The sequence below is a fragment of the Bacillus sp. SW14 genome (assembly GCF_047608225.1).
GTDB classification, from domain to species: Bacteria; Bacillota; Bacilli; order Bacillales; family Bacillaceae; genus Bacillus; species Bacillus subtilis_G.
Map to the genome: position 1 here is coordinate 2958277 of NZ_JBLKRW010000001.1, position 20633 is coordinate 2978909.

General features: G+C 42.2%; 20 protein-coding genes and 1 pseudogene. 10 read left to right on the top strand and 11 right to left on the bottom strand.

Annotation, left to right across the window (positions count from 1 at the left end; translation table 11 throughout):
• Positions 1 to 41 precede the first annotated feature (41 nt).
• The 3 genes from ACMX2I_RS15265 to fdhF all read right to left on the bottom strand — a co-directional run bounded on the left by ACMX2I_RS15265 (position 42) and on the right by fdhF (position 4392).
• A complete protein-coding gene (locus ACMX2I_RS15265) occupies positions 42 to 683 on the bottom strand; it encodes a DUF4352 domain-containing protein (RefSeq protein ID WP_414957379.1) in 642 nt (213 codons plus the stop codon).
• 198 nt (positions 684 to 881) lie between these two features.
• The gene (locus tag ACMX2I_RS15270) at positions 882 to 1442 is read right to left on the bottom strand and encodes a DUF1641 domain-containing protein (protein WP_087990844.1); all 561 of its coding nucleotides are present in this window, start codon (positions 1440 to 1442) and stop codon (positions 882 to 884) included.
• A complete protein-coding gene (fdhF, locus tag ACMX2I_RS15275; RefSeq protein WP_414957380.1) occupies positions 1435 to 4392 on the bottom strand; it encodes a formate dehydrogenase subunit alpha in 2958 nt (985 codons plus the stop codon). Before fdhF ends, ACMX2I_RS15270 begins: the two co-directional genes overlap by 8 nt.
• 147 nt (positions 4393 to 4539) lie before the next feature.
• Here fdhF and ACMX2I_RS15280 point away from each other — a divergent pair, with 147 nt between their 5' ends.
• Both ACMX2I_RS15280 and ACMX2I_RS15285 read left to right on the top strand, forming a co-directional pair.
• A complete protein-coding gene (locus tag ACMX2I_RS15280; RefSeq protein ID WP_414957381.1) occupies positions 4540 to 5115 on the top strand; it encodes a YjgB family protein in 576 nt (191 codons plus the stop codon).
• Positions 5116 to 5216: 101 nt separating this feature from the next.
• Entirely contained in the window at positions 5217 to 5615 is a 399-nt protein-coding gene (locus ACMX2I_RS15285) for a DUF2809 domain-containing protein (protein ID WP_414957382.1), read from the top strand.
• Between the two features lie 8 nt (positions 5616 to 5623).
• On the opposite strand, the gene ACMX2I_RS15290 is transcribed toward ACMX2I_RS15285, so the two are convergent.
• Positions 5624 to 6523 (bottom strand): DUF2268 domain-containing protein, encoded by a 900-nt coding sequence (locus ACMX2I_RS15290; RefSeq protein ID WP_414957383.1) that lies wholly within the window; start codon positions 6521 to 6523, stop codon positions 5624 to 5626.
• A 126-nt stretch (positions 6524 to 6649) separates the two neighbouring features.
• Here ACMX2I_RS15290 and ACMX2I_RS15295 point away from each other — a divergent pair, with 126 nt between their 5' ends.
• Together ACMX2I_RS15295 and ACMX2I_RS15300 are read left to right on the top strand one after the other, a co-directional pair.
• On the top strand, positions 6650 to 6817 hold the full coding sequence (locus ACMX2I_RS15295; RefSeq protein ID WP_087990841.1) for a YjfB family protein: 168 nt from the start codon (positions 6650 to 6652) through the stop codon (positions 6815 to 6817).
• Between the two features lie 129 nt (positions 6818 to 6946).
• Positions 6947 to 7420: a YjfA family protein gene (locus tag ACMX2I_RS15300; RefSeq protein ID WP_414957384.1), complete on the top strand. Its 474-nt coding sequence runs from the start codon at positions 6947 to 6949 to the stop codon at positions 7418 to 7420.
• Between the two features lie 49 nt (positions 7421 to 7469).
• On the opposite strand, the gene pdaC is transcribed toward ACMX2I_RS15300, so the two are convergent.
• The gene (pdaC, locus tag ACMX2I_RS15305; RefSeq protein ID WP_414958342.1) at positions 7470 to 8870 is read right to left on the bottom strand and encodes a peptidoglycan-N-acetylmuramic acid deacetylase PdaC; all 1401 of its coding nucleotides are present in this window, start codon (positions 8868 to 8870) and stop codon (positions 7470 to 7472) included.
• Positions 8871 to 9118: 248 nt separating this feature from the next.
• Here pdaC and ACMX2I_RS15310 point away from each other — a divergent pair, with 248 nt between their 5' ends.
• The 3 genes and pseudogenes from ACMX2I_RS15310 to ACMX2I_RS15320 all read left to right on the top strand — a co-directional run bounded on the left by ACMX2I_RS15310 (position 9119) and on the right by ACMX2I_RS15320 (position 11223).
• On the top strand, positions 9119 to 9394 hold the full coding sequence (locus tag ACMX2I_RS15310) for a spore coat protein (protein WP_414957385.1): 276 nt from the start codon (positions 9119 to 9121) through the stop codon (positions 9392 to 9394).
• A gap of 123 nt (positions 9395 to 9517) precedes the next feature.
• Positions 9518 to 10506: pseudogene (cyoE, locus tag ACMX2I_RS15315) on the top strand (heme o synthase).
• Between the two features lie 522 nt (positions 10507 to 11028).
• Positions 11029 to 11223, top strand: a complete 195-nt coding sequence (locus tag ACMX2I_RS15320) for a DUF4177 domain-containing protein (RefSeq protein ID WP_148964335.1) — start codon at positions 11029 to 11031, stop codon at positions 11221 to 11223.
• Between the two features lie 57 nt (positions 11224 to 11280).
• Here the strand turns inward: ACMX2I_RS15320 and ybaK are convergent, their stop codons facing one another.
• Positions 11281 to 11763 carry a Cys-tRNA(Pro) deacylase gene (gene ybaK, locus ACMX2I_RS15325; RefSeq protein WP_289346926.1) on the bottom strand — a complete coding sequence of 161 codons (483 nt, stop codon included), beginning with the start codon at positions 11761 to 11763 and terminating at the stop codon, positions 11281 to 11283.
• Between the two features lie 238 nt (positions 11764 to 12001).
• Between ybaK and ACMX2I_RS15330 the strand changes: the two genes are divergently transcribed.
• On the top strand, positions 12002 to 12397 hold the full coding sequence (locus ACMX2I_RS15330) for a hypothetical protein (RefSeq protein ID WP_414957386.1): 396 nt from the start codon (positions 12002 to 12004) through the stop codon (positions 12395 to 12397).
• Between the two features lie 341 nt (positions 12398 to 12738).
• Here ACMX2I_RS15330 and ACMX2I_RS15335 read toward each other — a convergent pair whose 3' ends face one another.
• From ACMX2I_RS15335 to ACMX2I_RS15350, 4 genes are all read right to left on the bottom strand, one after another.
• Positions 12739 to 13023 carry a hypothetical protein gene (locus tag ACMX2I_RS15335; protein ID WP_202328421.1) on the bottom strand — a complete coding sequence of 95 codons (285 nt, stop codon included), beginning with the start codon at positions 13021 to 13023 and terminating at the stop codon, positions 12739 to 12741.
• A gap of 332 nt (positions 13024 to 13355) precedes the next feature.
• Positions 13356 to 14303: a mannose-6-phosphate isomerase, class I gene (manA, locus tag ACMX2I_RS15340; protein ID WP_414957387.1), complete on the bottom strand. Its 948-nt coding sequence runs from the start codon at positions 14301 to 14303 to the stop codon at positions 13356 to 13358.
• Between the two features lie 15 nt (positions 14304 to 14318).
• Positions 14319 to 16280, bottom strand: a complete 1962-nt coding sequence (locus tag ACMX2I_RS15345; RefSeq protein WP_414957388.1) for a fructose-specific PTS transporter subunit EIIC — start codon at positions 16278 to 16280, stop codon at positions 14319 to 14321.
• Between the two features lie 149 nt (positions 16281 to 16429).
• Entirely contained in the window at positions 16430 to 18382 is a 1953-nt protein-coding gene (locus tag ACMX2I_RS15350) for a BglG family transcription antiterminator (protein WP_414957389.1), read from the bottom strand.
• 604 nt (positions 18383 to 18986) lie between these two features.
• On the opposite strand from ACMX2I_RS15350, the gene ACMX2I_RS15355 reads away from it, so the two are divergent.
• Entirely contained in the window at positions 18987 to 19256 is a 270-nt protein-coding gene (locus ACMX2I_RS15355) for a hypothetical protein (protein WP_087990830.1), read from the top strand.
• Positions 19257 to 19449: 193 nt separating this feature from the next.
• Here ACMX2I_RS15355 and ACMX2I_RS15360 read toward each other — a convergent pair whose 3' ends face one another.
• Entirely contained in the window at positions 19450 to 19731 is a 282-nt protein-coding gene (locus ACMX2I_RS15360; RefSeq protein WP_289346922.1) for a putative quinol monooxygenase, read from the bottom strand.
• Positions 19732 to 19947: 216 nt separating this feature from the next.
• Here ACMX2I_RS15360 and ACMX2I_RS15365 point away from each other — a divergent pair, with 216 nt between their 5' ends.
• Positions 19948 to 20544, top strand: coding sequence for a tetratricopeptide repeat protein (locus ACMX2I_RS15365; protein WP_414957390.1), 597 nt, complete (start codon positions 19948 to 19950; stop codon positions 20542 to 20544).
• The last annotated feature ends 89 nt before the right edge of the window (positions 20545 to 20633 follow it).

Genomic DNA, 20633 nt, shown 5'->3' on the forward strand with positions numbered 1-20633 from the left:
ACGTTTCCCACTGATGAAAACGTGCAACTGTAAATCTATTTCTAATCTAACTTCACCAAATAATCAATATTGTCCTTCACTCTCTCTTCAATATTACTGGTTGTGATATCAGCTAAAAACGGATTATATACCAGTGAGTAATGTTTTTGTTCCCCTTTAGGGATGACATAACTGAGTACACCTGTAACCTTTTTCCCTGATATTAGTGTTCCTCCCATAAGTATTCTGCCCTGCTCTTCTATAGAAAAAACTGGCCGGACTGATTGATCATTCTTGTCTTTTAAGTCTAACCCAGTGAAATTGTAGCTTATCGAGTCTTTCCCTATGTTTTCTATCGTAACTTCTATAATGAGCCGTTCCTCATCTTCTTTTAATGTTTTTGACTTAGAGTCTACAGCTCCTCCAATTTCCGTATATTCACCTTTTTGCACTCTATCAACTTTATTCACTGTAAAATTCGTATGTCCTGCTTTAAACGTTTCTCCTATTTTATGTATTTGATCATCTTGTTTAATCTTCGGCTCACCGTGTTTTTTCAATTCCTTATCAATTTCCTTTTTAAGCTCTTCTTCCGATTTTTTCTCTTTCGGTTTTTCTTTTTCTGACGCATCGCTCGATTGGCTGCACGCGGAAAGCGCAAGCCCGATCGTCAGGGCAAATAATAGTATTAAGACTTTTTTCACAACTGTTCCCCCATCTAAAGTAATCGATTTCTATTATAATTAGATTTTACCTTTTCCTGACAGGTAAAAAAGTAACAATTTTATTCATTTCATCTATTACCAACTGACTATTTTCTAGTGTTTGAACATTTTTCACTAGTTCATTAGTCCTTTTCATCAAAAAAACCCGAGCTGGCAGCAGCCGGCTCGGGCAGGTAGTCAATCTCGCTTATTCATATCCCTTTTCTCTCTCGGTTCCTGTTGTTGTTTTTGGTGCTCCGGAGGCTGCGTCGTGCGTTCCATCTCCTTTGTATCTTGTCCCATTCCCTTTAAAAACGAGAAAAGCAGTGTAATGGATTTGTTGATTTCCGGGTCTTTGAGCGAACGAATGATATCGAAATAACCTGTTTTCTCTTCGCTGTCCTTCTGTTCCACCGCGTTTGCCACCCCCGCATTCACTTTCAAAATGAGGGGCTCCAGCTGTTTCACATCCAGCATGCCGAGCGTTCCAAACAGAAGAAGCAGATTTTTCAGCGTATTGGCCGTTTCCTCTGTATCTGCCTTTTTCACTAGAATATCAAGAACTTTATCCCCTTGGCCAAAAAGGCCGCGGAGCAATGGCAGGACGCCGCGCTCGTTCATGTGGCCGAGCATTTGCAGCGTTTCTAGAATGACTGCCTTATTTTCAACTAATGCATCTTCAATTTCTTTCATATCACGCTTACGCTGATCCTCTTCGGTTACTTGGATTTTCTGGATTTGTTTAATTGCTTTAGCCATTACGCCCAATCCCCCTTTTCACTGCGTCACCAGGGAAAATATAATCCTTCCGCGCCCATTTCTTTTGCACTTGCACACCGATTTGCGGCTGCGGATTGCCGTTGCGGTGATTGATTTTAGGGAGCGGGTTGGTTCCGTCGCGCTTCAACATTTCCATTTTGGCTGACGTTTCTTTGTATGCCGGCGTATCGGTATCCTTATCTGCATGGCTGCCTGTTAACAGGTTGATCGCCGCTTCCCCTGAATCGTTCATTGGCAGATATACTTCCTTCCCTTTGACACGATCAGTGATCAAGCACTTCACTTTGACATTTCCGAAAGGCGATGTGAGTCTGACAAGGGTTCCGTCCTGAATCCCTCTTTCTGCCGCTAGCTCAGGAGAAATTTCTAAAAATACTTCCGGTGTTTTCTCCGAAATCCCTTTTGATTTGTAGGTTAAGTTTCCTTCGTGGAAATGTTCTAAGAGCCGCCCATTGTTGACGTGGATATCATATTCCTCACCGAACTCATCAGGCTCTGTCCACTGAACAGGATAAAGAATGGCTTTGCCGTCCTGAAAAGGAAAGCGCTCTGTAAAGAGTAAAGGCGAATCCTTTCCATCGGCGCTTACAGGCCATTGAAGAGAATTGTAGCCTCGAAGACGTTCATAGGTAACTCCGGCATAAATCGGCGACAGCATGGCTGCTTCTTCCATAATGTCACTAGGGTGTTCATAGCGCCAGCCAGCGCCAAGCTTATTGGCTACTTCCATAATAATTTGCCAATCAGGCTTTGATTCGCCCAACGGTTCAAACACCTGATACAATCGCTGAATACGACGTTCTGTATTAGTAAAGGTTCCCTCTTTTTCAAGGCTTGGGCTCGCAGGAAGAACAACATCGGCATACTCTGCTGTTCGTGAAAAGAAAATGTCCTGCACCACAAAGAAATCAAGCTTTTCATATGCGGCGTGCACATGATTGATGTTGGAATCAACCAGCCCCATTTCTTCCCCTTTTACATACATCGCTTTCAGCTGGCCGGAATGGATTTTTTCAATCATTTCGTGATTGGTCATGCCAGGCTCCTTCGGCATCGGCACCCCCCACGCCCGCTCGTATTTTTGGCGGACTTGTTCATCCGTTACATTTTCATAGCCAGGCAGATTGTTAGGCATGCTTCCGAAGTCACTTGCCCCCTGCACGTTGTTATGACCGCGCAACGGATAAGAGCCTGTTCCCGGTTTTCCATAGTTTCCTGTCACAAGCAGCAGATTCGAGATCGCCGTGCTCGTGTCGCTTCCGCCAATATGCTGTGTCACACCCATCGCCCATAATGCACACACACTGTCAGCCTGACCGATCATCTCGGCCATTTCGATGAGAGTTTCTCGATCTATTCCGGTTTTCTCCTCGGCATATTCGAGTGTGTATGGCGCCAGGCTTTTTACGTATTCATCCCGTCCGTTCACTTTTTCTTGTAAAAAGCGTTCATCAGCCTTGCCGTTTTCAATCAAATATTTGGCGATGGCATTCAGCCAGACGATATCTGAACCCGCACGCGGCTGGACAAATAAATCAGAGCGCTCTGCCATTTCGTGTTTTCTGATATCCGCTACGATCACTTTCTGTCCTCTCAGCTTATGAGCCCGTTTAATGCGAGTGGACAAGACTGGATGGGACTCAGACGTATTCGAACCGATAATCAACACAAGGTCTGCTTGCGCGATATCTGTAATTGACCCTGAATCACCGCCATAGCCGACTGTTCGGAACAGGCCGGCAGTCGCAGGAGATTGACAATAGCGCGAGCAGTTGTCCACGTTATTTGTGCCGATGATCCCTCTTGCCAGTTTTTGCATGAGGTAGGATTCCTCGTTTGTACATTTAGAAGATGTAATAAAGGCAAGTGAATCAGAGCCAAACTCGTCTTTCAAATCGGTGAACTTGTTGGCGATCAGCGTTAACGCTTCCTCCCATTCCGCTTCCCGGAAATGGTCGCCTTCGCGGATCAGCGGCTTTGTCAGGCGCTCCTCGCTGTTTACGAAATCCCAGCCGAACTTTCCTTTTACACAAGTAGAAATGCCGTTGGCTGGCGCTTCCTCCTGCGGCTCCACTTTCAGAATGTCTCTTCCCTTTGTCCAGACATCAAAGCTGCAGCCCACGCCGCAGTATGTGCAGACGGTTTTTGTTTTCTTGATTCGTTCATCACGCATGGCGGATTCCATATCAGAAATGGCGAGAATCGAGCCGTACCCTGTCTCTACGCCTTTCGTAATCTCGATCATCGGACGGAGCGTTTCGTGATCAATGCCTGTTAAATATCCGGCTTCCCCTTCCATTCCTTTTTCCATCATCGCGTTACACGGACAGACCGTTGAACAGTGGCCGCATGACACACAAGACGACTCATTGATCGGCACATCGTTATCCCAAATGACGCGCGGGCGTTTCCGCTCCCAGTCAATGGTCAGGGTTTCAGTCACCTGAACGTCTTGGCAAGCTTCAACACAACGGCCGCACAAAATACATTGGTCTGGATCGTACCGGTAAAACGGATGAGATTCATCCTTATGATAAGGCTTATGGTCAAACGGGATGCTTTGGTGATTGACTTTCATTTCTTTCACCGTATTATGTATTTCACACCCCCCGTTGTTGTAATCGCAAACTGTACAATAAAGCTCATGATTATATAAAATCTTGTCCATCCCGATGACCTGCGCTTTTTTGACATCAGGCGAAAGCGTATCAATGACGTCCCCATCCTTTACTTCAGCGGAGCACGACCTCTTTAGCTCACCATTGATGCTGACGATGCACGTATCACATGTTTCAATCGGTCCTAAGCTGGGATGATAGCAAACTTGCGGCACTTCAATCGAACTGTTGTTCAAAAGCTGCAGCAGCGTTTGATCTTCGGAGGCTTCCATTTCAACGCCGTTTATTGTGATTTTTTTCTGTTGAGCCATCTCCATTCCCCTTTCTTGCCAGTGTATATACCGAATTACCCATTTCTGTTCCCTTACAAGAGATCAATAAAACATACAAAACGCACTCAAATGTTTTAGCACATTCACACCGGGAAACGAGGTGGTAGATGAAAAAGGAGGGATATCATGAACAAAACAATGTCTGTTCTAACCGCGACAGCCGCACTGACAGGCTCTCTTTCCAGCTTAGGCGCAGCACCTTTCCCAACCCCTGTAAAGGCCGAAACTCAAGCAACAACGCTCTCCGAAGATACGAATCAATCCGCCGCTGAGCTTGTCAAAAACCTCTACAACACCGCCTACACAGGGGAAATGCCTCAGCAGGCGCAAGGCCTTACCATTAACAAAAGCACGAAAGGCGATGTCCATGCTAAATTAGGGGAACCGGAACGGCCGTCCGGAGGAGACAATCGGTTTGATTTATATCACTGGAATATGGGGAACCCGGGCTACGGATTTTCCTATCATCAAGACATGACCATTTCAGAAATCCGCTACTTTGGAACCGGCGTGGAACGGCAGCTGAATTTAGGAGGGGTTACCCCGGAAGTGCTGCGAAATGAATTAGGCGCCGCTAATCGAGTGTTAACCGTCCCGTTTACCGATGAAATAGATTATGTATATGATACAGGCCGATATGAACTCCATTTTGTAATTGGCAAGGACCAGACCGCCGACCATGTAAACCTTAAAGCGAAATAATCACATCATGCGGCTGTTCAGCCGCTTTTTTATTGGACAAATAGAGGGTATATTCCTTACAATACATGGGAGTTGAAACAGAGACGGGGTATCAATTCTCAATGAAGCGAAATCGATGGATATATGCAGCTGTCACCATGATGATCATAGCGATGGGGCTGGGATCCAGAGCATTCTCAAGTGTTCTGCCGGATGCCGTCAATCCTTATCTGGGGGACTCGCTGTGGGCGGCCATGATCTATATGGGATGCGGGTTTCTATTTCGGAAAATGAAAACAATGATGACAAGCATGATCAGTCTTTCTTTCTGTTTTTTCATTGAAATCAGCCAGCTGTATCACTCAGATTGGATCGACCGGATCAGAGACACTTCTCTAGGCGGCCTTGTACTGGGGTACGGTTTTTTATGGAGCGATATCGAAGCGTATACGATCGGAATTGCACTCTGTGCAGCCGTAGAACTGCTCGTCCTGGGAATCAAAGAGCGCCACAAAATGTGACGCTTTTTTCATTTAGAAAACAGCCCGCACTGAGAAAGAATCGTCTCGGCATCCAAGAGCGTGGCCTCGCTTATCGTGGCTTGATGTTTATCCATAAATGACTGAACGGCATGATATCCAACCGCATAACCCGCAAAAGCCGATAATCCCGCAGGCTCAAAGCCTTGTTCTTTAGCAATTGGATCACCAAACATATAACGGCTCACTTCCGAAAAACCTTTCACATCCAGCACCTCATTGATGACGTCAATGGAATACTGCAAATCTTCTTGATCAAAACGTGTTACCCAAGGACCCAATTGCTCCTCGCCAAACAGCTCTCTGGCAAATGACTCAGCCAATCCTTCAATCACAAGATAATCCCCGACACTCACTGAGCCGTGGTGAAAATCAACATACGAAAACCGCAGATTATGATGAAACTCATGAGCAATAATTGAAGGAATTCTCGGCAGGTTATAGCTGTCCGGATTCATCCATACATGAATAAAGCCCGGTATCCCGCCAAATCCGCAATAGCCTTTTTGCAGCTGAAGTTTATTGAGATCAGCGATATAAAGGCCGAATTTGACCTCGTCTGCATTCACCCGCAGCTGTTCGCGCTCAGCAAAATGGATACATTGCCGCAGCGCAGATTCAGCTGTCTCTTCAGCATATGATTCTTTCAGTATTTGCAGTGCTTTCTGCCCGGCTTCAGCATCACGGACATCCAAAAAACCAAGCATTTTCACAGCCATGATGACATCATAGCCGTTCGGCTCCTTTGCTTTCAGCGGAACCTGGATGGCACTCCACATCTTTTCAAATGGCTTCATCATTGAAAATCGAAACTCATCCTCTCTTTTCTGTTCTTCCATTGAAAACAACTTTTCATATTGCTCAAAGGTTTTTTCCATTACAAGATTCATCCTGATTTCCCCCTTGTTAAAAACATACGGTATGCCGCAGCGTAAGGGTCAACATGGAAAATTAAGCCCTTTTGCACTGTAAAATCATCCAAACCCGCCGATAGGTAAGGCATAGGAGGTGGAACGATGGATATTCCCGCTTTATCAGTTGCGATGCATCAAGCATCACTTGCCCAAAATGTTGATATCGCTTTAACGAAAAAAGTGTTGGACACGGCCCAGCAAAATGCCGATCAAACCTTAAAGATGATTCAGCATCCGACACTCGGACAAACCATTGATATAAAAGCTTAATCACACACCAAAGGCGGCCAAGGACTCCATCCTCCCGGCCGCCTTTATTGTTCATAAAAAAACATGCATGTTTTGACTGTTCCTCCGTATGATGTATTGTTTGCCATATGAAGGAGGTCATTAAAAGACATGAAAAGACTGTTTACGAAAGCTTCATTGATATTATTCGCAGTTGTATTTATTTTTGCCGTCAAAGGGACGCCCGCCAACGCCGAAACCCATGCCTACGATGGAAAAAGCCCTTATTACAATGATTGTGCATCCAGCGGCTCTACAAAAAAATCCTCAAACTTAGTGAATGGCAACAATCAAGTCATCGGGGTGGTCGAGCTCAAATTCAGCAGTACATGTAAAACGGCTTGGGCAAAAATCACGATGAATCATACATTGACGTCAGGCTATGAAGCAAATGCGGAGATTACCCGGAACACGGACGGAAAGAGATATAACTGTGATTCTGCAGGCGGCAACGGAAAAGCGGTGGCCGGCCAAAAATCTTGTTATACACCGATGGTATATGATTTGGATCCACGGACTTCTTACGCTTTCGGTAAGTATTCAGGACCCAATCTGAATGTTTGGGCCACTACAGGCTCTTACTAAAAAGAAAAAAGGCTGTCCAACGGGCAATATCCGCGGCAGCCTTTTCGTATTAATTCGCTTCTCTTTGTTTTTTAACCTCTTCAAGCTGAGAGACCGTCACCAATTGATAGCCTTGATCGGTGAGCTTTTTGATAATTTCATCGGCCGCGTCAGCAGAGGTGCGGTAAATGTCGTGAATCAAGATGGTTCTTCCATCTCCCGCCTGACTCATGACCCGGTCAACGATTGTTTTTTTGTTGCGTTCTTTCCAATCTTCCGGGTCAATATCCCATAATGCGACATCCATTTTCAATTGACTCCGCAGCTCATCATTAATGCCGCCGTATGGAGGTCTTACAAGCGTCGGGCGGTATCCGCTTATTTTTTCAATAATATCCTGCGTGTCGTTGATCTGCTTTAACGCTTCTTTTACTGAAAGCCTTGTGAGAAGCGGGTGGCTCCATGAATGGTTCCCCACCTCATGTCCTTCTTTCAGCATCCTTTTAAGCGTTTCCGGATAATATTGCACCCTGCTCCCGAGAACAAAAAACGTGGCATGCCCCTTATGTTTCTTCAAGGAGTCCAAAATTTGATTTGTTGTCGCAGGATTCGGGCCGTCATCGAAAGTAAGCGCAATGACTTTTTGATTTGGATCAACCGTTTCCTCTTTAGGCAATGAAATCACTTCATGCTTCGGCTTTTGCTCTTTGATTTTATTTTTGTTTTTTGCTTTATCAATATATTGTTCTTTCACAATGTCTTTCAAGAGGCTTTTCTTAATCGCAATCGATTGCTCCCCAAGATAGCCTGCTGCGACCTGATATGTATCGAAATAAAATTCGATATAATCTTGCTTGATGGCAAAGCGGCTGAAATTTTCTTTTTTCGGTGCCGTCCCTTCCTTTAACAGCGCTTCGTCAGCAGCAATGTCCTTATCTTTTTTCAGTTCATGATAAGCGATTAACGAAAGCTTATGTAAATAGTCAGCGTCCTCTTTGAAAATATCATCAATCGAAAGAAAAGCTTGTTTACTAAAATCATAGTTAAACGTTTTTTTCACGGTTTGCCCGTGTGCACCGCCGATATATTTATACTCATTAAATACAATCGCTACTGTCTGTTTGGCGTAATGGACAATTTTATAATCAACATTTAATTCGTTGCGTTTTGTCGTATGCTCCTGATCAACGTCTTTTGTTTCCTTTTGAAATTGGCGAACCTCTTTCTCTGCGAAACTCTTTAATGCCGCATCCATTTTTTTATTTTTAAAAACAGGATAATTGACTGCGTAATTGAACGTTTTCCCGTCGTTCACAAGCGTTGCGATCTCCACGTTCCCATACTGAGAATCAGTTTTCACTTTAGTCATAACCGTTTCTTTTTGTAATGAATTATGGAAAAAGCCAATAAGGCCCGCCACACATACAACTGCTAATAAGATATGAAACCATTTGATTCTTTTTGCCAACAACCCAATTCCTTCTTTCATAACCATTTCGACTTATCCTTTATCAGTTAGAACTGTATCTATTTAGAAATATTATTGTAACATTACAGTAACATTTATTTCACATTTGTAATACTATGAGATTTAGTAGTTCTTGTCAATCCTTTTTCAGGGATTTCATCATAAAAAATCGATTTCACGAATGTACATACACCCAACTCGCACATCAAGAATATGGTAAAAGGAATAAAAAAACATGGGAGGTTTTCCTCTTGGATTATCCTTTGAATGAACAGACATTTGAACAAATGACACCTTATGATGAAAGACAGCCTTATTATTATCCGCGCCCGAGACCGCCATTTTACCCGCCTTATTATTACCCTAGACCGTTCTATCCGTTTTATCCGCGTCCGCCTTACTATTACCCGCGCCCGAGACCGCGTCCACGACCGCCTTACTACCCTTGGTCCGGTTATGGCGGCGGTTTCGGTGGCGGTTTCGGCGGTGGATACGGCGGAGGTTACGGCGGAGGTTACGGATACTAGGCGTCGTTTACCAAAATGGGGGCAATCCAGCTCCCTATTTTTTTGTTTTAAAAATGACAATATCATGACAAATATAGGAAATGATTGTGATTCTCATAGCCGTCTTGTTAGGATAACAATAGCATGCAGTTTTTGGGGGGGCGTCTTTTTTGGAGAATACAAGTGATTCTGCAGCGATATCTGAAACGAAATACATAAAACCTTCAAATCGGGTAACAATTTACGATTTTATCAAACTTGCAAAACCCGGCATTATCATATCAAACTCGATAGCAGCCTTCGGCGGATTTTGGATCGCATTTGCAAGCGCAGAAAAACCATTAACCGGAATGGCTTTTTTGATGACAATGGTGACAGCAATGCTTGGAATCGCGTTTGTTATGGCTTCCGGAACTGTCTATAACAACTATTTTGATCGGCATATGGACGCAAAAATGGCACGCACCCGCAGCAGAGCCTCGGTCACAGGGAAAATGCCGCCAGCCATGCTCTTAACGTATGGCTCTGTTTTAGGAATCACCGGTCTTGCGATGCTCTATTCCCTCAATCCATTAACTGCCCTTCTCGGACTGGCCGCCTTTATTTTTTATGCGATTATCTATACGATATGGGTGAAACGAACTTCTGTGTGGAGCACATTTGTCGGGAGCTTTCCCGGAGCTGCGCCGCCATTGATGGGGTATTGCGCGGTAACCGGAGACATCAGTATGACTGCAGTGCTGTTGTACGCGATCATGTTTCTGTGGCAGCCCCCGCATTTTTGGGCGATTGGGATCAGACGCAAAGAGGAATATCGGGCAGCGGGCGTTCCGCTTTTGCCTGTTGTAAGAGGAAATCATGTAACAAAAATAAAAATGATTCAATATATTGCAGTTTTGGTGCCGGTCACGTTATTATTTCCTTTTACTCTCGCCAGCGGCCATATCAGTCCATTTTATTTCTTAGCTGCCCTGGTTCTCGGAGGCATATGGATCAAAAAAAGCATCAAGGGATTCAAAACAGATGATGATGTGAAGTGGGCAAAGGATATGTTTGTCTACTCGCTCATTTATTTTTGCTTGCTGTTTTTGATTATGATGGTTGATTCATTTGTGATGTTTTTAATCAGATGATAGTTATGCAAAAAGAGTCACACATTAATGCGACTCTTTTTTGTTTGGAAACACAGCATCTAATAGAAATGTCATGATCAAAAACACAGCCATGCAAATCAAAAATCGTACGATCTCACTCAAAATCCAGCTATCAGCGATACGCATACCATCGGTTTCTCGTAGGCTTGCACATATTAAAAAAATCATGAGTATGTTTTTTAGGGTTTCTTTGTTCATGTAATACCATCGCTTTCTTGAAATGATTACTGTAATGCAAAAATAAAAGATGAGGCAAAATCCATCCGCTTAAAAACATGTCCGCATCACTGCATGTTTTGATTGTATGAAATCCTTGTTGTTTCAGCCAGCCATTTGCAAAGTTCAGGCAAAAGATAAAAAACAATAGAAACTTGTAAGACCCCTCCCTTTGCTTAAAGGCTTTATTTCAGTTTAAATACAAATTTTACTTTCAGGCCTTATTCAAGGTTTACGAAACTTCTTGCTCGAACTACCGTATACCTTATCAGGAGGGATCAAACGATGAAAGAGTATGAATTCGTAAGAGTTGAACTGAGTACGATGAGAAGAAGGCCTAAAGAAGACTACCAGCAAATCATCCATGACTATGCGAAAAGAGGCTGGACATTCATTCAGATTTTCGCTCCCAGTATCGATGGGTATGGAGCGGCTGCTTATTTTGAAATCATATTTGAAAGAGATGCGGAAAAAGCTTAGTCTATGTGTCTAAGCTTTTTTATTTACTCTTTGTATCCCAATCTCGTTGCCGGCCATTTATACAATTTCTGCAAATGCAGCATCGCATGCTTTTGCTAAATCTCGCGGCGCTACCTTTAGCTGCATACCGATTTTCCCTGCACTGACAATGATAAAATCAAGTGTTTCAGCTGCCGCATCAATATAGGTCGGGAACCATTTTTTCATGCCAATTGGTGAGCAGCCGCCGCGAAGATAGCCAGTTACCCTTAATAGCTCCTTCATTGCAATCATGTCTATTTTCTTTTCACCTATTACCTTTGCCGCCTTTTTTACATCTAATTCCTTTGCAACAGGTACAACAAAGACGTAGTAATGATGGGCTCCCGCTGTTGCCACCAATGTTTTATATACATACTCCAAAGGATATCCGATTTTTTCCGAAACAGAGACGCCATCTACCGGCTGGCCCCCTTCTGTTTTGTAGCCTAATAACTCATAGGAGATGTTCTGCTGTTCGATCAGACGAACCGCATTCGTTTTTGCCATTTTTTTCGCCATCCTTTTCCCCACTATCAAAAAAATTCTTAAATTCCTGTATGTCTACTTTATTACAGTCAATATAAATACTATCACTAGAGATATCCATATTCCACCAAACTGCATGTCCAACTCCCAAAACACAGTCATTGTCCTCACACCTTTCGTTCTATTCTTAGTTAACATGAAATAAATCAGGAATGAACGAAATACACCCACATACAATTTGTATGAATGTTAAAATGAAGGAGTGGTTGCTTTGTATCCTTACTCTCATAGTCCTCCGTCAATTCCTTACTTTACACCTACTCATAACTCTCAGAGAAATCCAGACTTTACAGAAAGACAGCGAAGAAGACAAATCACATTGAATGTAGATGGCGTTGTACCACCCTCTTCCTATGAGGATCTCGGAGACGGGTTTTATTCTTACGCATGGACAAACCAACAGGTCATAAATCCGGGAGAATACCTTGTTTGCCACCTTGAAGGAAGGGATATAAAAGTGATGAATGGCGGGTTTGCTTCACGCGATACTGCTCCATTGTATGCGATCGCAAGCTTTCCAAGGAGAAGAAACCAATGGGTTATTACGCTTCATAATCCTGTTCAAACCCAAAGAGCCATATCGCTTTATCTGATTGCGAAAAGGTGATACGAAATGTCCTCAGAAAGCATTCAGGTGGCTTAATAGTCCTTCTTGAAACGAACAGTTACGAGAAGGATGAACCTTCTTGATACCGCATCTAAACGAGATCGGTGAATAACTTTTTATGAATCAACACCTTATTTCCGTAAGAATGGACAAAAGAATTTGACTCATGGATTATTTTAAAGAAGGACAATCAGGAAATTGTTAGAGGAACCATTTTTAGGTGACCATTTAAAACAATAAAAAAAGCAGGCATTTCGTCTGCTTTTTTGAAGGGCGTGTAAAGAGTTAAAACCCTTCCTCTAAACTGAGAGCGGGTTTAAACAATGATTTATGAAGTTTCCTTACTCATCTTTTTTATCTTTGTCGGTATCTTCAGGATCCTCAACTGGATCTTCTGGATCAGGATCATTATCGTTTTCATCATCTTTATTGATGGTATCATCCTCGTCGACACCTGGGACGTTGTTATTGTCAGTATCTTGGTTGTTGCCGTTTTGATCTTGATCGTTCTCCTCGACGTCTGGAGCATTGTTATCATTATCATTGTTATCTTGACCAGTATTACAGCCCATTAATACAAAACTGGATAGGAACAACGCACTTATGATTTGCAGCCATTTTTTCATATCCACCCTCCTTTCTTCTTTTTAATCCTTATCAGTTTGTCCAGCATGTTTACTTTCATTCGTTTGCATTCTTATATGTTTTTTAAAAAAAACTGAAAGGAAGTGGCTCGAAGATGAAGCAATACCGATAGATAACGGCTCTTTTATTTAGCGATGAGGAGTTCGCATCGTAGCTAACCGCATGAGCGTGGATTAAAATAAAAGAAGCTAATCACATCCTTTCATTCCACCAAAAAAACCCTCCCATTTAAGAAGGGTTTTCCATTCAGCAATACTCAAGTCTGCGACCGCCAAGCCTAGCATGAATTGGCGCACTTGTTATCTTGATCGTGTCATAGATGAGAGACGATACACTCTGCCTGCCCCTCCAGTTTAAATTCTCCAAAACCGGAAGGCAGCAGCATATGATCTCCTTTTTTGAAGGTATTGACATTCTCAGCGGAGATCATACGGCCTTCTCCTGCAATGACACTGACAAGAAGGAATGGTTTTTGCTGCTTTAAGCTTACAGATCCTGATAAACTCCACTTTCCCACTGAAAAGTAAGCGCATTCAATCAATGTGGCTGTAAGCAAATGATCTCTTTGTTCATATTGAACTGGTTGCCGATCCGGTATGGATGGAGCCTCTATCACTTCTATGCTTTTTTCCAAATGCAGCTCTCGCAGCTTGCCTTGTGCATCTTTTCGTTCATAATCATATAATCTGTAGGTTGTATCTGAATTCTGCTGCGTTTCCAAAACGAGAATGCCTTTGCCAATCGCATGAACGGTACCGCTTGGCACATAGAAGAAATCCCCCGGCTTTACCTTTACGCGGCGCAAGAGCTCGTCCCATTCTCCAAGCTCTATCATCGAGCTCAGTTCTTCTTTTGTTTTTGCGTTGTGGCCGTAAATGATCTCCGCATCTTTTTCGCAATCAATGATGTACCAGCATTCGGTTTTTCCAAGTTCCCCGTTTTCATGTATTTTGGCGAACTCATCATTCGGATGCACCTGAACGGATAAATCTTGATCTGCATCTAAGATTTTTGTAAGAAGTGGGAAACGATCCCCTTCCAGATGTCCGAATAAATGTCTGTGATGATCCCATAATTCGCAGAGCGTGAACCCTTTATATATTCCGCTTCGAACAATGCTTTGTCCATTTTTATGAGCGGCAAAAGCCCAGCACTCCCCTGTTCGTTCTGAAGGAATGTGATAGCCGAAATCAGCTAAAGCGGTGCCGCCCCAAATCCTCTCTTTGAAAACAGGCTTGAAAAATAACGGTTCAGTCGTCATGAAAATCCCCCCGCATTAAATGATTTCATCCAGCAGTTTGTATGCTTCTTCTTTGGTTTGCACGGAGAGCAGCCGCTTTCTATAACTGTCATCCATTAGTTTTCGGGATAACATCTGCAATATTTTCAAATGCTGGTTCCCTCCGCTCTCTTTCGGTACAGCAATCATAAAGATTAATTTAGCATCTGATCCATCCAGGCTGTTCCAGCCAACACCTGATCGTTTGATCCCAAAGGCAACACTCGGCTTCCTGACCGCCTCAGACTTTCCGTGCGGAATCGCGATATTCATGCCAATTGCCGTTGTACCCTGTTGTTCACGATCCAAAATGGCTTGTTTAAACCCGCTCTCGGACAGCAGCATACCTCTGCGGGACAATGTCTGAATCATTTCATCAATGATGTCGTCTCTCGTTTCTCCGGATAAATGTGGTTCAATCAACTCTGGGCTGATGATGTCTGTCAGTTTTTTGATGTCCTTCATTTCAGCTTTTTGGCTTTCAGCTTGAATTGGCTTCTGTATGTCTTTTACTGCAGCAGCTTCACTTGGCGCGACAGACGGTGCAGTTTCACTGAGCACAGGAGACGCCGCCGTAATATCCTTTTTTAGTACATTGACGAACAGAGCAGTGACAAGAGATCCTGCAATCACAGCAATAAAAAACATCAAGACATGATCAACTGCACCAAGCACTGCAACGATAGGTCCGCCGTGCGCCACTCTGTCTCCCACATTGCCAATCATCGCTATGACAGAACCAGTCATAGAACCTGCCATAATACTGGGAATGACTCGAAGAGGATCCTGCGCCGCGAATGGAATAGCTCCTTCAGTGATGCCGAAGAGTCCCATCGTAAATGCCGCTTTCCCCATTTCTCTTTGCGACGCCTCGAATTTTCTTTTTCCAAAAAACGTCGCGATGCCGAGGCCAATCGGCGGTATACAAATAGCAACTGCAATTGGGCCCATGATTTCGTAGTTTCCCTCACCAATCATGGCCGACCCGAACAGAAATGCCACTTTGTTTACGGGGCCGCCCATATCAAATGAGATCATCGCGCCTAAAATCAATGCCAGAAGGATCGAGCTCGAACCTTGCATCCCCGCCAGCCAAACCGTTAAAGTTGTGAAAATTCGAGCTACAGGTGCGCCGATCAAAAACACAAACGCTAACCCTACAATCAGGGATGCAAACACCGGAATAATAATAATCGGCATAATCGGCTGGATTGCTTTTGGAACTTTTAATTTTTTGATCCCAAGTGCCGCGTATCCAGCCAAAAATCCGGCAATGATTCCGCCGAGGAAACCGGCGCCGCTTGCGCTGTCATAAAAACTTCCAGCCGCTGCAATATATCCACCAATCATTCCTGGCACAAGTCCCGGCTTATCAGCGATGCTATATGCGATATATCCGGCTAATATCGGGATCATGAATGAAAATGAAGCACTGCCGATCTGTTCAATCGTTTTCCAGAAGGAATCATCCGGAATAACTAATCCTTTAGGTGTTTTTTCGCCCCCAAGCGTTAATGCAACCGCTATCAATAATCCGCCGACGACAATGAAAGGAACCATAAAAGAAACGCCGTTCATTAAATGACGGTAAATCGGATTTTGCTTCTTCTCCCGATGATTACCGGATTCCGATTTTGAATCGGAATGATAGACCGGTATATCCCCGCTAAGTGCTTTTTGAATCAATTCTTCCGGTTTGCGGATGCCGTCCTGAACCCCGACAGACAGCAGTTTTTTTCCTATAAACCGATCTTTGTTTACGGAGCGGTCTGCCGCAATAATGATCGCGTCTGCCTCCTGAATTTCCTCAGCGGTTAGCTCATTTTCTACCCCGATTCCGCCCTGGGTCTCAACTTTAATGCGAATCCCTAATCTATCAGCAGCTTTTTGCAGGTTTTCCGCTGCCATATACGTATGGGCAATTCCATTCGGACAAGAGGTTATCGCTAACAGTTTCATATAAATCCTCCTTTAAACTATGAATCGTAAGATCTTGACTCAACTGTATACTGAAATCAGGCCGTAAAAATCGTTTTATTTTACCGTTAATTCCGGAAATAAAGGCATTTTTCCCTATAAACAAAAAAAGCAAGGTTTCAACCCTGCTTTTAATAATCCAAATGAGATAAAAATGTCATGACGTCTGTTTCTTTCGTCAGCTTCTGCACAAAGGCCGGCTGCTCACTCAGGTATGAAAGCTCACTAAACAGCTGCTTTGTCATATTTTGATCCTCATGTTTGACAGCCAGCATAAAAACAAGCGATACTTTCTCATTTCCCCAATCAAGCGGCTCCTTTAATGTGGCAATTGCGATTGCTGATTGTTTAATGTATTTAGCGTTTGCATGAGGAATGGCTATGCCTGCCCCAATGTTTGTCGCCGCCATTTTTTCCCGCATAACCGCATGAACCGCATATTCCTTTTCAACATAGCCTTTCTCATACAAAGCTGTCGTCAGCTGTTCAATTAACTTGTAGCGGTGCTCTGCTTCTTGCTGCAAAAAAACCAAAAAAGGAGTCGTATTGTTCAGCATCTGAAAGGTTTTTCGTTTTTGGCGGTGCGATTCCCCCAGCTGACGTATAAATGTACTTAATTTCTTCTCTTCACCAGGCTCTAAAAGCGGAGATACAACAACATGAGGAATCGTTACATGTTCCAGCGCAATGGTGGAAATGACAAGATCGATATCCTCATGCTTTTTTATATAGTCCTTTAAATCGGCCTTTGCAATACAGGCCATTACAGCGATTTGATGATATTTCCGTTCAATTTTTGTCCGCAGCAATTGAGACATTCCAATGCCCATATGGCAGACGATGATCGCCTTTTTATGTGTCTCGCTGCTGTGGTGCAGCCGTTCGATCGCTGCCTGAAAATGCAGCGTCAAATATGCTGCCTCTTCCTCAGGTATATAAAGATCAAACGATTGATTGATGTCTTCCAGAACGTCAATGATCAGATGAAACAAATAAGGGTACATCTTTTTGATGTCATTGAGCATAGGATTTGATACAGAAAGATCGTAGCTCAGCCGTTGTAGCACAGTATTGAGATGAATGTTCAATCCGTTGACCAAATCCTGATCTTTATGAAAATCCAGCATTTTCAGCTCTGAAACACGATTGATTAAATGCCCTACAACCTTTGGAAGCACTGCATTTTCAAGGTTATTTGTCTCTTCTTTCTGTAATGGATAACGAACTTTCCCGCCCAATATATGTAATGTTAAATACACAGCTTCTTCTTCAGGAAAACGGATGGCAAAAACCGGCTCAAGCCGTTGTAAACAAGCAAAAGTCCATTGATATTCTTTCTTCTTATTTACGACCGCCTGTTCTCTTGGAGATATCGAGATCGGCTGTTTCATTTTGATTCGGCGGATCATTAACAATGTATGCAGCAGCAAACTCTCAAACGTCTCATCTGTGAAATAGAGAGAATGCTTTTTTTGTAATGATTTGATTTCTTTCATCACAAAATCGACTTCATGACGTAAGAACTTACTTTTAATAAATTGGCTAGTAAACTCCGTGTTATCAATCAAATCAGATATTCTTGCCAATGCTATTCTTTTATTTTTTTCGTTCCCTTCAACCTTCAAACCAATCCGCTGCTTCGAAACCAACGTGATCTCATACCGCTTCAGCCACTCTTCTAGCGCACATAATTCCTTTTTAATGGAAGAGCGATTCACAAAATGCTGAGCGGCTATTTCTTTTGCGGAAACAGGCTTTGCATTCATTAATAAGTCATAAGCAATATGCAGCATTCTCTCTTCATCGGTCCGCTGCCTAGAATGAACATGTTCAGTATATAATTGTTGGCTTAACCAGGTCCTTTCCTGTTCTTCTATATTTAGATAGACACCAAACCCTGGCTTCCGAATGAGCTGCGCATGAGAATGTTCATTGAGATAATCCTCAATCGCTTTCAAATCATTCCTGATCGTTTTTTCAGAACACTGTACCCTGTCTGCGAAATCTTGCACAACTAAATAGTCATCAGGTTCAGATAACAACAGATACAAAATCTCTTTTTGTCTTGTATTCATGTATTTCATCTGTTTTTCTATCCTTCCTGTCAGTATCCACTTGAACAAATATATAGTATAAGTATACTACAAATGAAACCGTTTACATCATAACGTAAAATGATAGAGTCAAAAGTTTCGTTTTTTACCGAAGCTTCCGGAAAAAAGGTTTTTTTATGTTGTTAGAGGTTCTATAACCCTATATGTAATCAGCAATTTTTTCGAATTTTGGAGATCTATTCGAATAGTGAAGGGTAAGTTATAGAGAAAGTCTGGTGTGTATTCTCTGATGAGTTTCTGAATAAAAGGAATAACATTATTTTAGGTTATGAAAATTCAAAAAGATTAGATGAAATTGTTGGTGAGTATCTAGAACGCTATCCAGAAAATAAGTTTGAATAGAAAAACACATGAGAAATTAAGATATGTTATTTTTGATAATTCCTACTTATTTTAATTCAATTGATTCAATTGTGATTTTTGCAGTCCATGTATCCAATTCACATCAGAAGCAATATTCTCAGAGCCGACTCCTCCTAATCGTTCACAAATAATTAACAATTATTAACAAGGATATTTTTCACAAAAATTGAATTCTTTTGATGTAACAAAAAAAACTAAAGGAGTGGTTAAAATGAAATTGAAACAAGTTTTAACTGGTACTGCATTGTCCCTTGCTTTACTCGTTTCTGCAGCTCCCGCTTTTGCTGCAAGCCCTACTGTAGATGGCGTGAGCCAGCAAAAAGTAACTCCCCAGGCTGAGCTGAAAACTATCTATCTCACAGCCAATACACGTGGAGAACTTCCAAATGTAACAGTATTTACTGGTGTTAAATACTATTTAAAAGATGCCTGGCAGAATAGTGATGGTACATGGACAGGTAAATATCAAGGATGGTATTAAAAAATATGAGAGATAAGAGATTTTTCTCTTATCTCTTTCTTGAGACCAACTCGCTCCCTATAAAAATCTTATCTTTTCTGAATAAAATAATGATTGTTGGCAGAGTTGGACAACAATCCGATTCGCCAACAATTTTCCAATGAAGTACAGTGGTTGTTTCTTAGCCTATGAATGTCTCTTTTGAAGAAGCCTTTTAATCATTCACATTGCTTTTCATTAACCATTCAACTTCCGTTAATTCCTGTTTTTGAACATCTTTTGTGTGTTTTTTCGTGAAATGGGCTTTAACAGCTTCTTCGTTTTCCCAAATCTCCCAAAGCATTATTTTGCGTTCCGATGGTTCAAGCGGATAAGCATGGAATGTGATACACCCTTCTTCTTTGTTCGTTTCTTCCTCAAGTTTTTTGAATTCCTTCATTATCTCATTAAGGTCTTTATCACTGATAATTTTTAAGCATGCCGTTATGTAATGCATCGAAATTCCCCCTCTTCACATTATTTTATGGCTTTTCATTATAACATTATTATTATACGAAAACGCAAATACAGATAAGGCAGAGTTCTATTTCAAAGTGTCAGAGGTCTATTACTATATGAAAGAGACTCATTTCTCCATGAATTATGCTCTGCGTGCATACTCTATTTTAAAGAGCAAAAAGATGCTCAGAGTCATCTTACATATGGCAAAGAAATGGTCCAATGTCAGTTTGTTATTTTTGGAAACTGGCTAGATAAAATGTGTTATGAGGATGCTTTAAAAACAGCTCAAAAGGCTTTAAATGATGCTATAAAGTTAGGGGAGCAACATTTAATTGGCTCAGCCCATTTTAATGTGGGTTTATGTTATCATAACCTTGAAGAACTTGACAATGCTGAGAAACATTTTCAAATCGCCTATGAAATTCATAAGGATCGAAAACACATTTATGAGTCCAAAGCGATTTTTAATCTGGCATATGTCAAAGCAAAGAAAAATGATTTAAAGGCAGCGTTAGAATTATACCAGGAGGGTCAGAAGGTCGCTTCTAGACACAACAATCAAGAAGTAGCTGAGAAATTAAAACTGGTTAAAGGTCTTTATTTATCATTTGACTTACAAACACTTAGAGAAGTGTTCAAGTTCTTCAAAGAGAAAAACCTTTATGGTGATATGGAAGAATACGCTGTTGCTGTTGCTGATTTTTTGACCAACAAAGAAGATAGACATGATGCGGTCGATTTTTATCAAATGGCAATTGAAGCACGCAAACAAATTCAAAGGGGGAAACATTTAAATGAAAAAATGTAAAATTGCAATTTGTTTAGCGCTCTTGCTTGGCATTGTTGGAGTATCTAGCGCTTCATACGCTCTTTCTGACCAGTCCACTTATAAGGTCG

Coding starts and splice junctions, on each gene's coding strand:
- manA (WP_414957387.1), bottom strand. CDS start 14,303: ATGACGACTGAACCGTTATTTTTCAAGCCTGTTTTCAAAGAGAGGATT.
- ACMX2I_RS15295 (WP_087990841.1), top strand. CDS start 6,650: ATGGATATTCCCGCTTTATCAGTTGCGATGCATCAAGCATCACTTGCC.
- ACMX2I_RS15335 (WP_202328421.1), bottom strand. CDS start 13,023: ATGAAAAAATGGCTGCAAATCATAAGTGCGTTGTTCCTATCCAGTTTT.
- fdhF (WP_414957380.1), bottom strand. CDS start 4,392: ATGGCTCAACAGAAAAAAATCACAATAAACGGCGTTGAAATGGAAGCC.
- ACMX2I_RS15285 (WP_414957382.1), top strand. CDS start 5,217: ATGAAGCGAAATCGATGGATATATGCAGCTGTCACCATGATGATCATA.
- ACMX2I_RS15320 (WP_148964335.1), top strand. CDS start 11,029: ATGAAAGAGTATGAATTCGTAAGAGTTGAACTGAGTACGATGAGAAGA.
- ACMX2I_RS15350 (WP_414957389.1), bottom strand. CDS start 18,382: ATGAAATACATGAATACAAGACAAAAAGAGATTTTGTATCTGTTGTTA.
- ybaK (WP_289346926.1), bottom strand. CDS start 11,763: ATGGCGAAAAAAATGGCAAAAACGAATGCGGTTCGTCTGATCGAACAG.
- ACMX2I_RS15270 (WP_087990844.1), bottom strand. CDS start 1,442: ATGGCTAAAGCAATTAAACAAATCCAGAAAATCCAAGTAACCGAAGAG.
- ACMX2I_RS15300 (WP_414957384.1), top strand. CDS start 6,947: ATGAAAAGACTGTTTACGAAAGCTTCATTGATATTATTCGCAGTTGTA.
- ACMX2I_RS15360 (WP_289346922.1), bottom strand. CDS start 19,731: ATGCATTACATAACGGCATGCTTAAAAATTATCAGTGATAAAGACCTT.
- ACMX2I_RS15365 (WP_414957390.1), top strand. CDS start 19,948: ATGGTCCAATGTCAGTTTGTTATTTTTGGAAACTGGCTAGATAAAATG.
- ACMX2I_RS15345 (WP_414957388.1), bottom strand. CDS start 16,280: ATGAAACTGTTAGCGATAACCTCTTGTCCGAATGGAATTGCCCATACG.
- ACMX2I_RS15290 (WP_414957383.1), bottom strand. CDS start 6,523: ATGAATCTTGTAATGGAAAAAACCTTTGAGCAATATGAAAAGTTGTTT.
- ACMX2I_RS15280 (WP_414957381.1), top strand. CDS start 4,540: ATGAACAAAACAATGTCTGTTCTAACCGCGACAGCCGCACTGACAGGC.
- ACMX2I_RS15355 (WP_087990830.1), top strand. CDS start 18,987: ATGAAATTGAAACAAGTTTTAACTGGTACTGCATTGTCCCTTGCTTTA.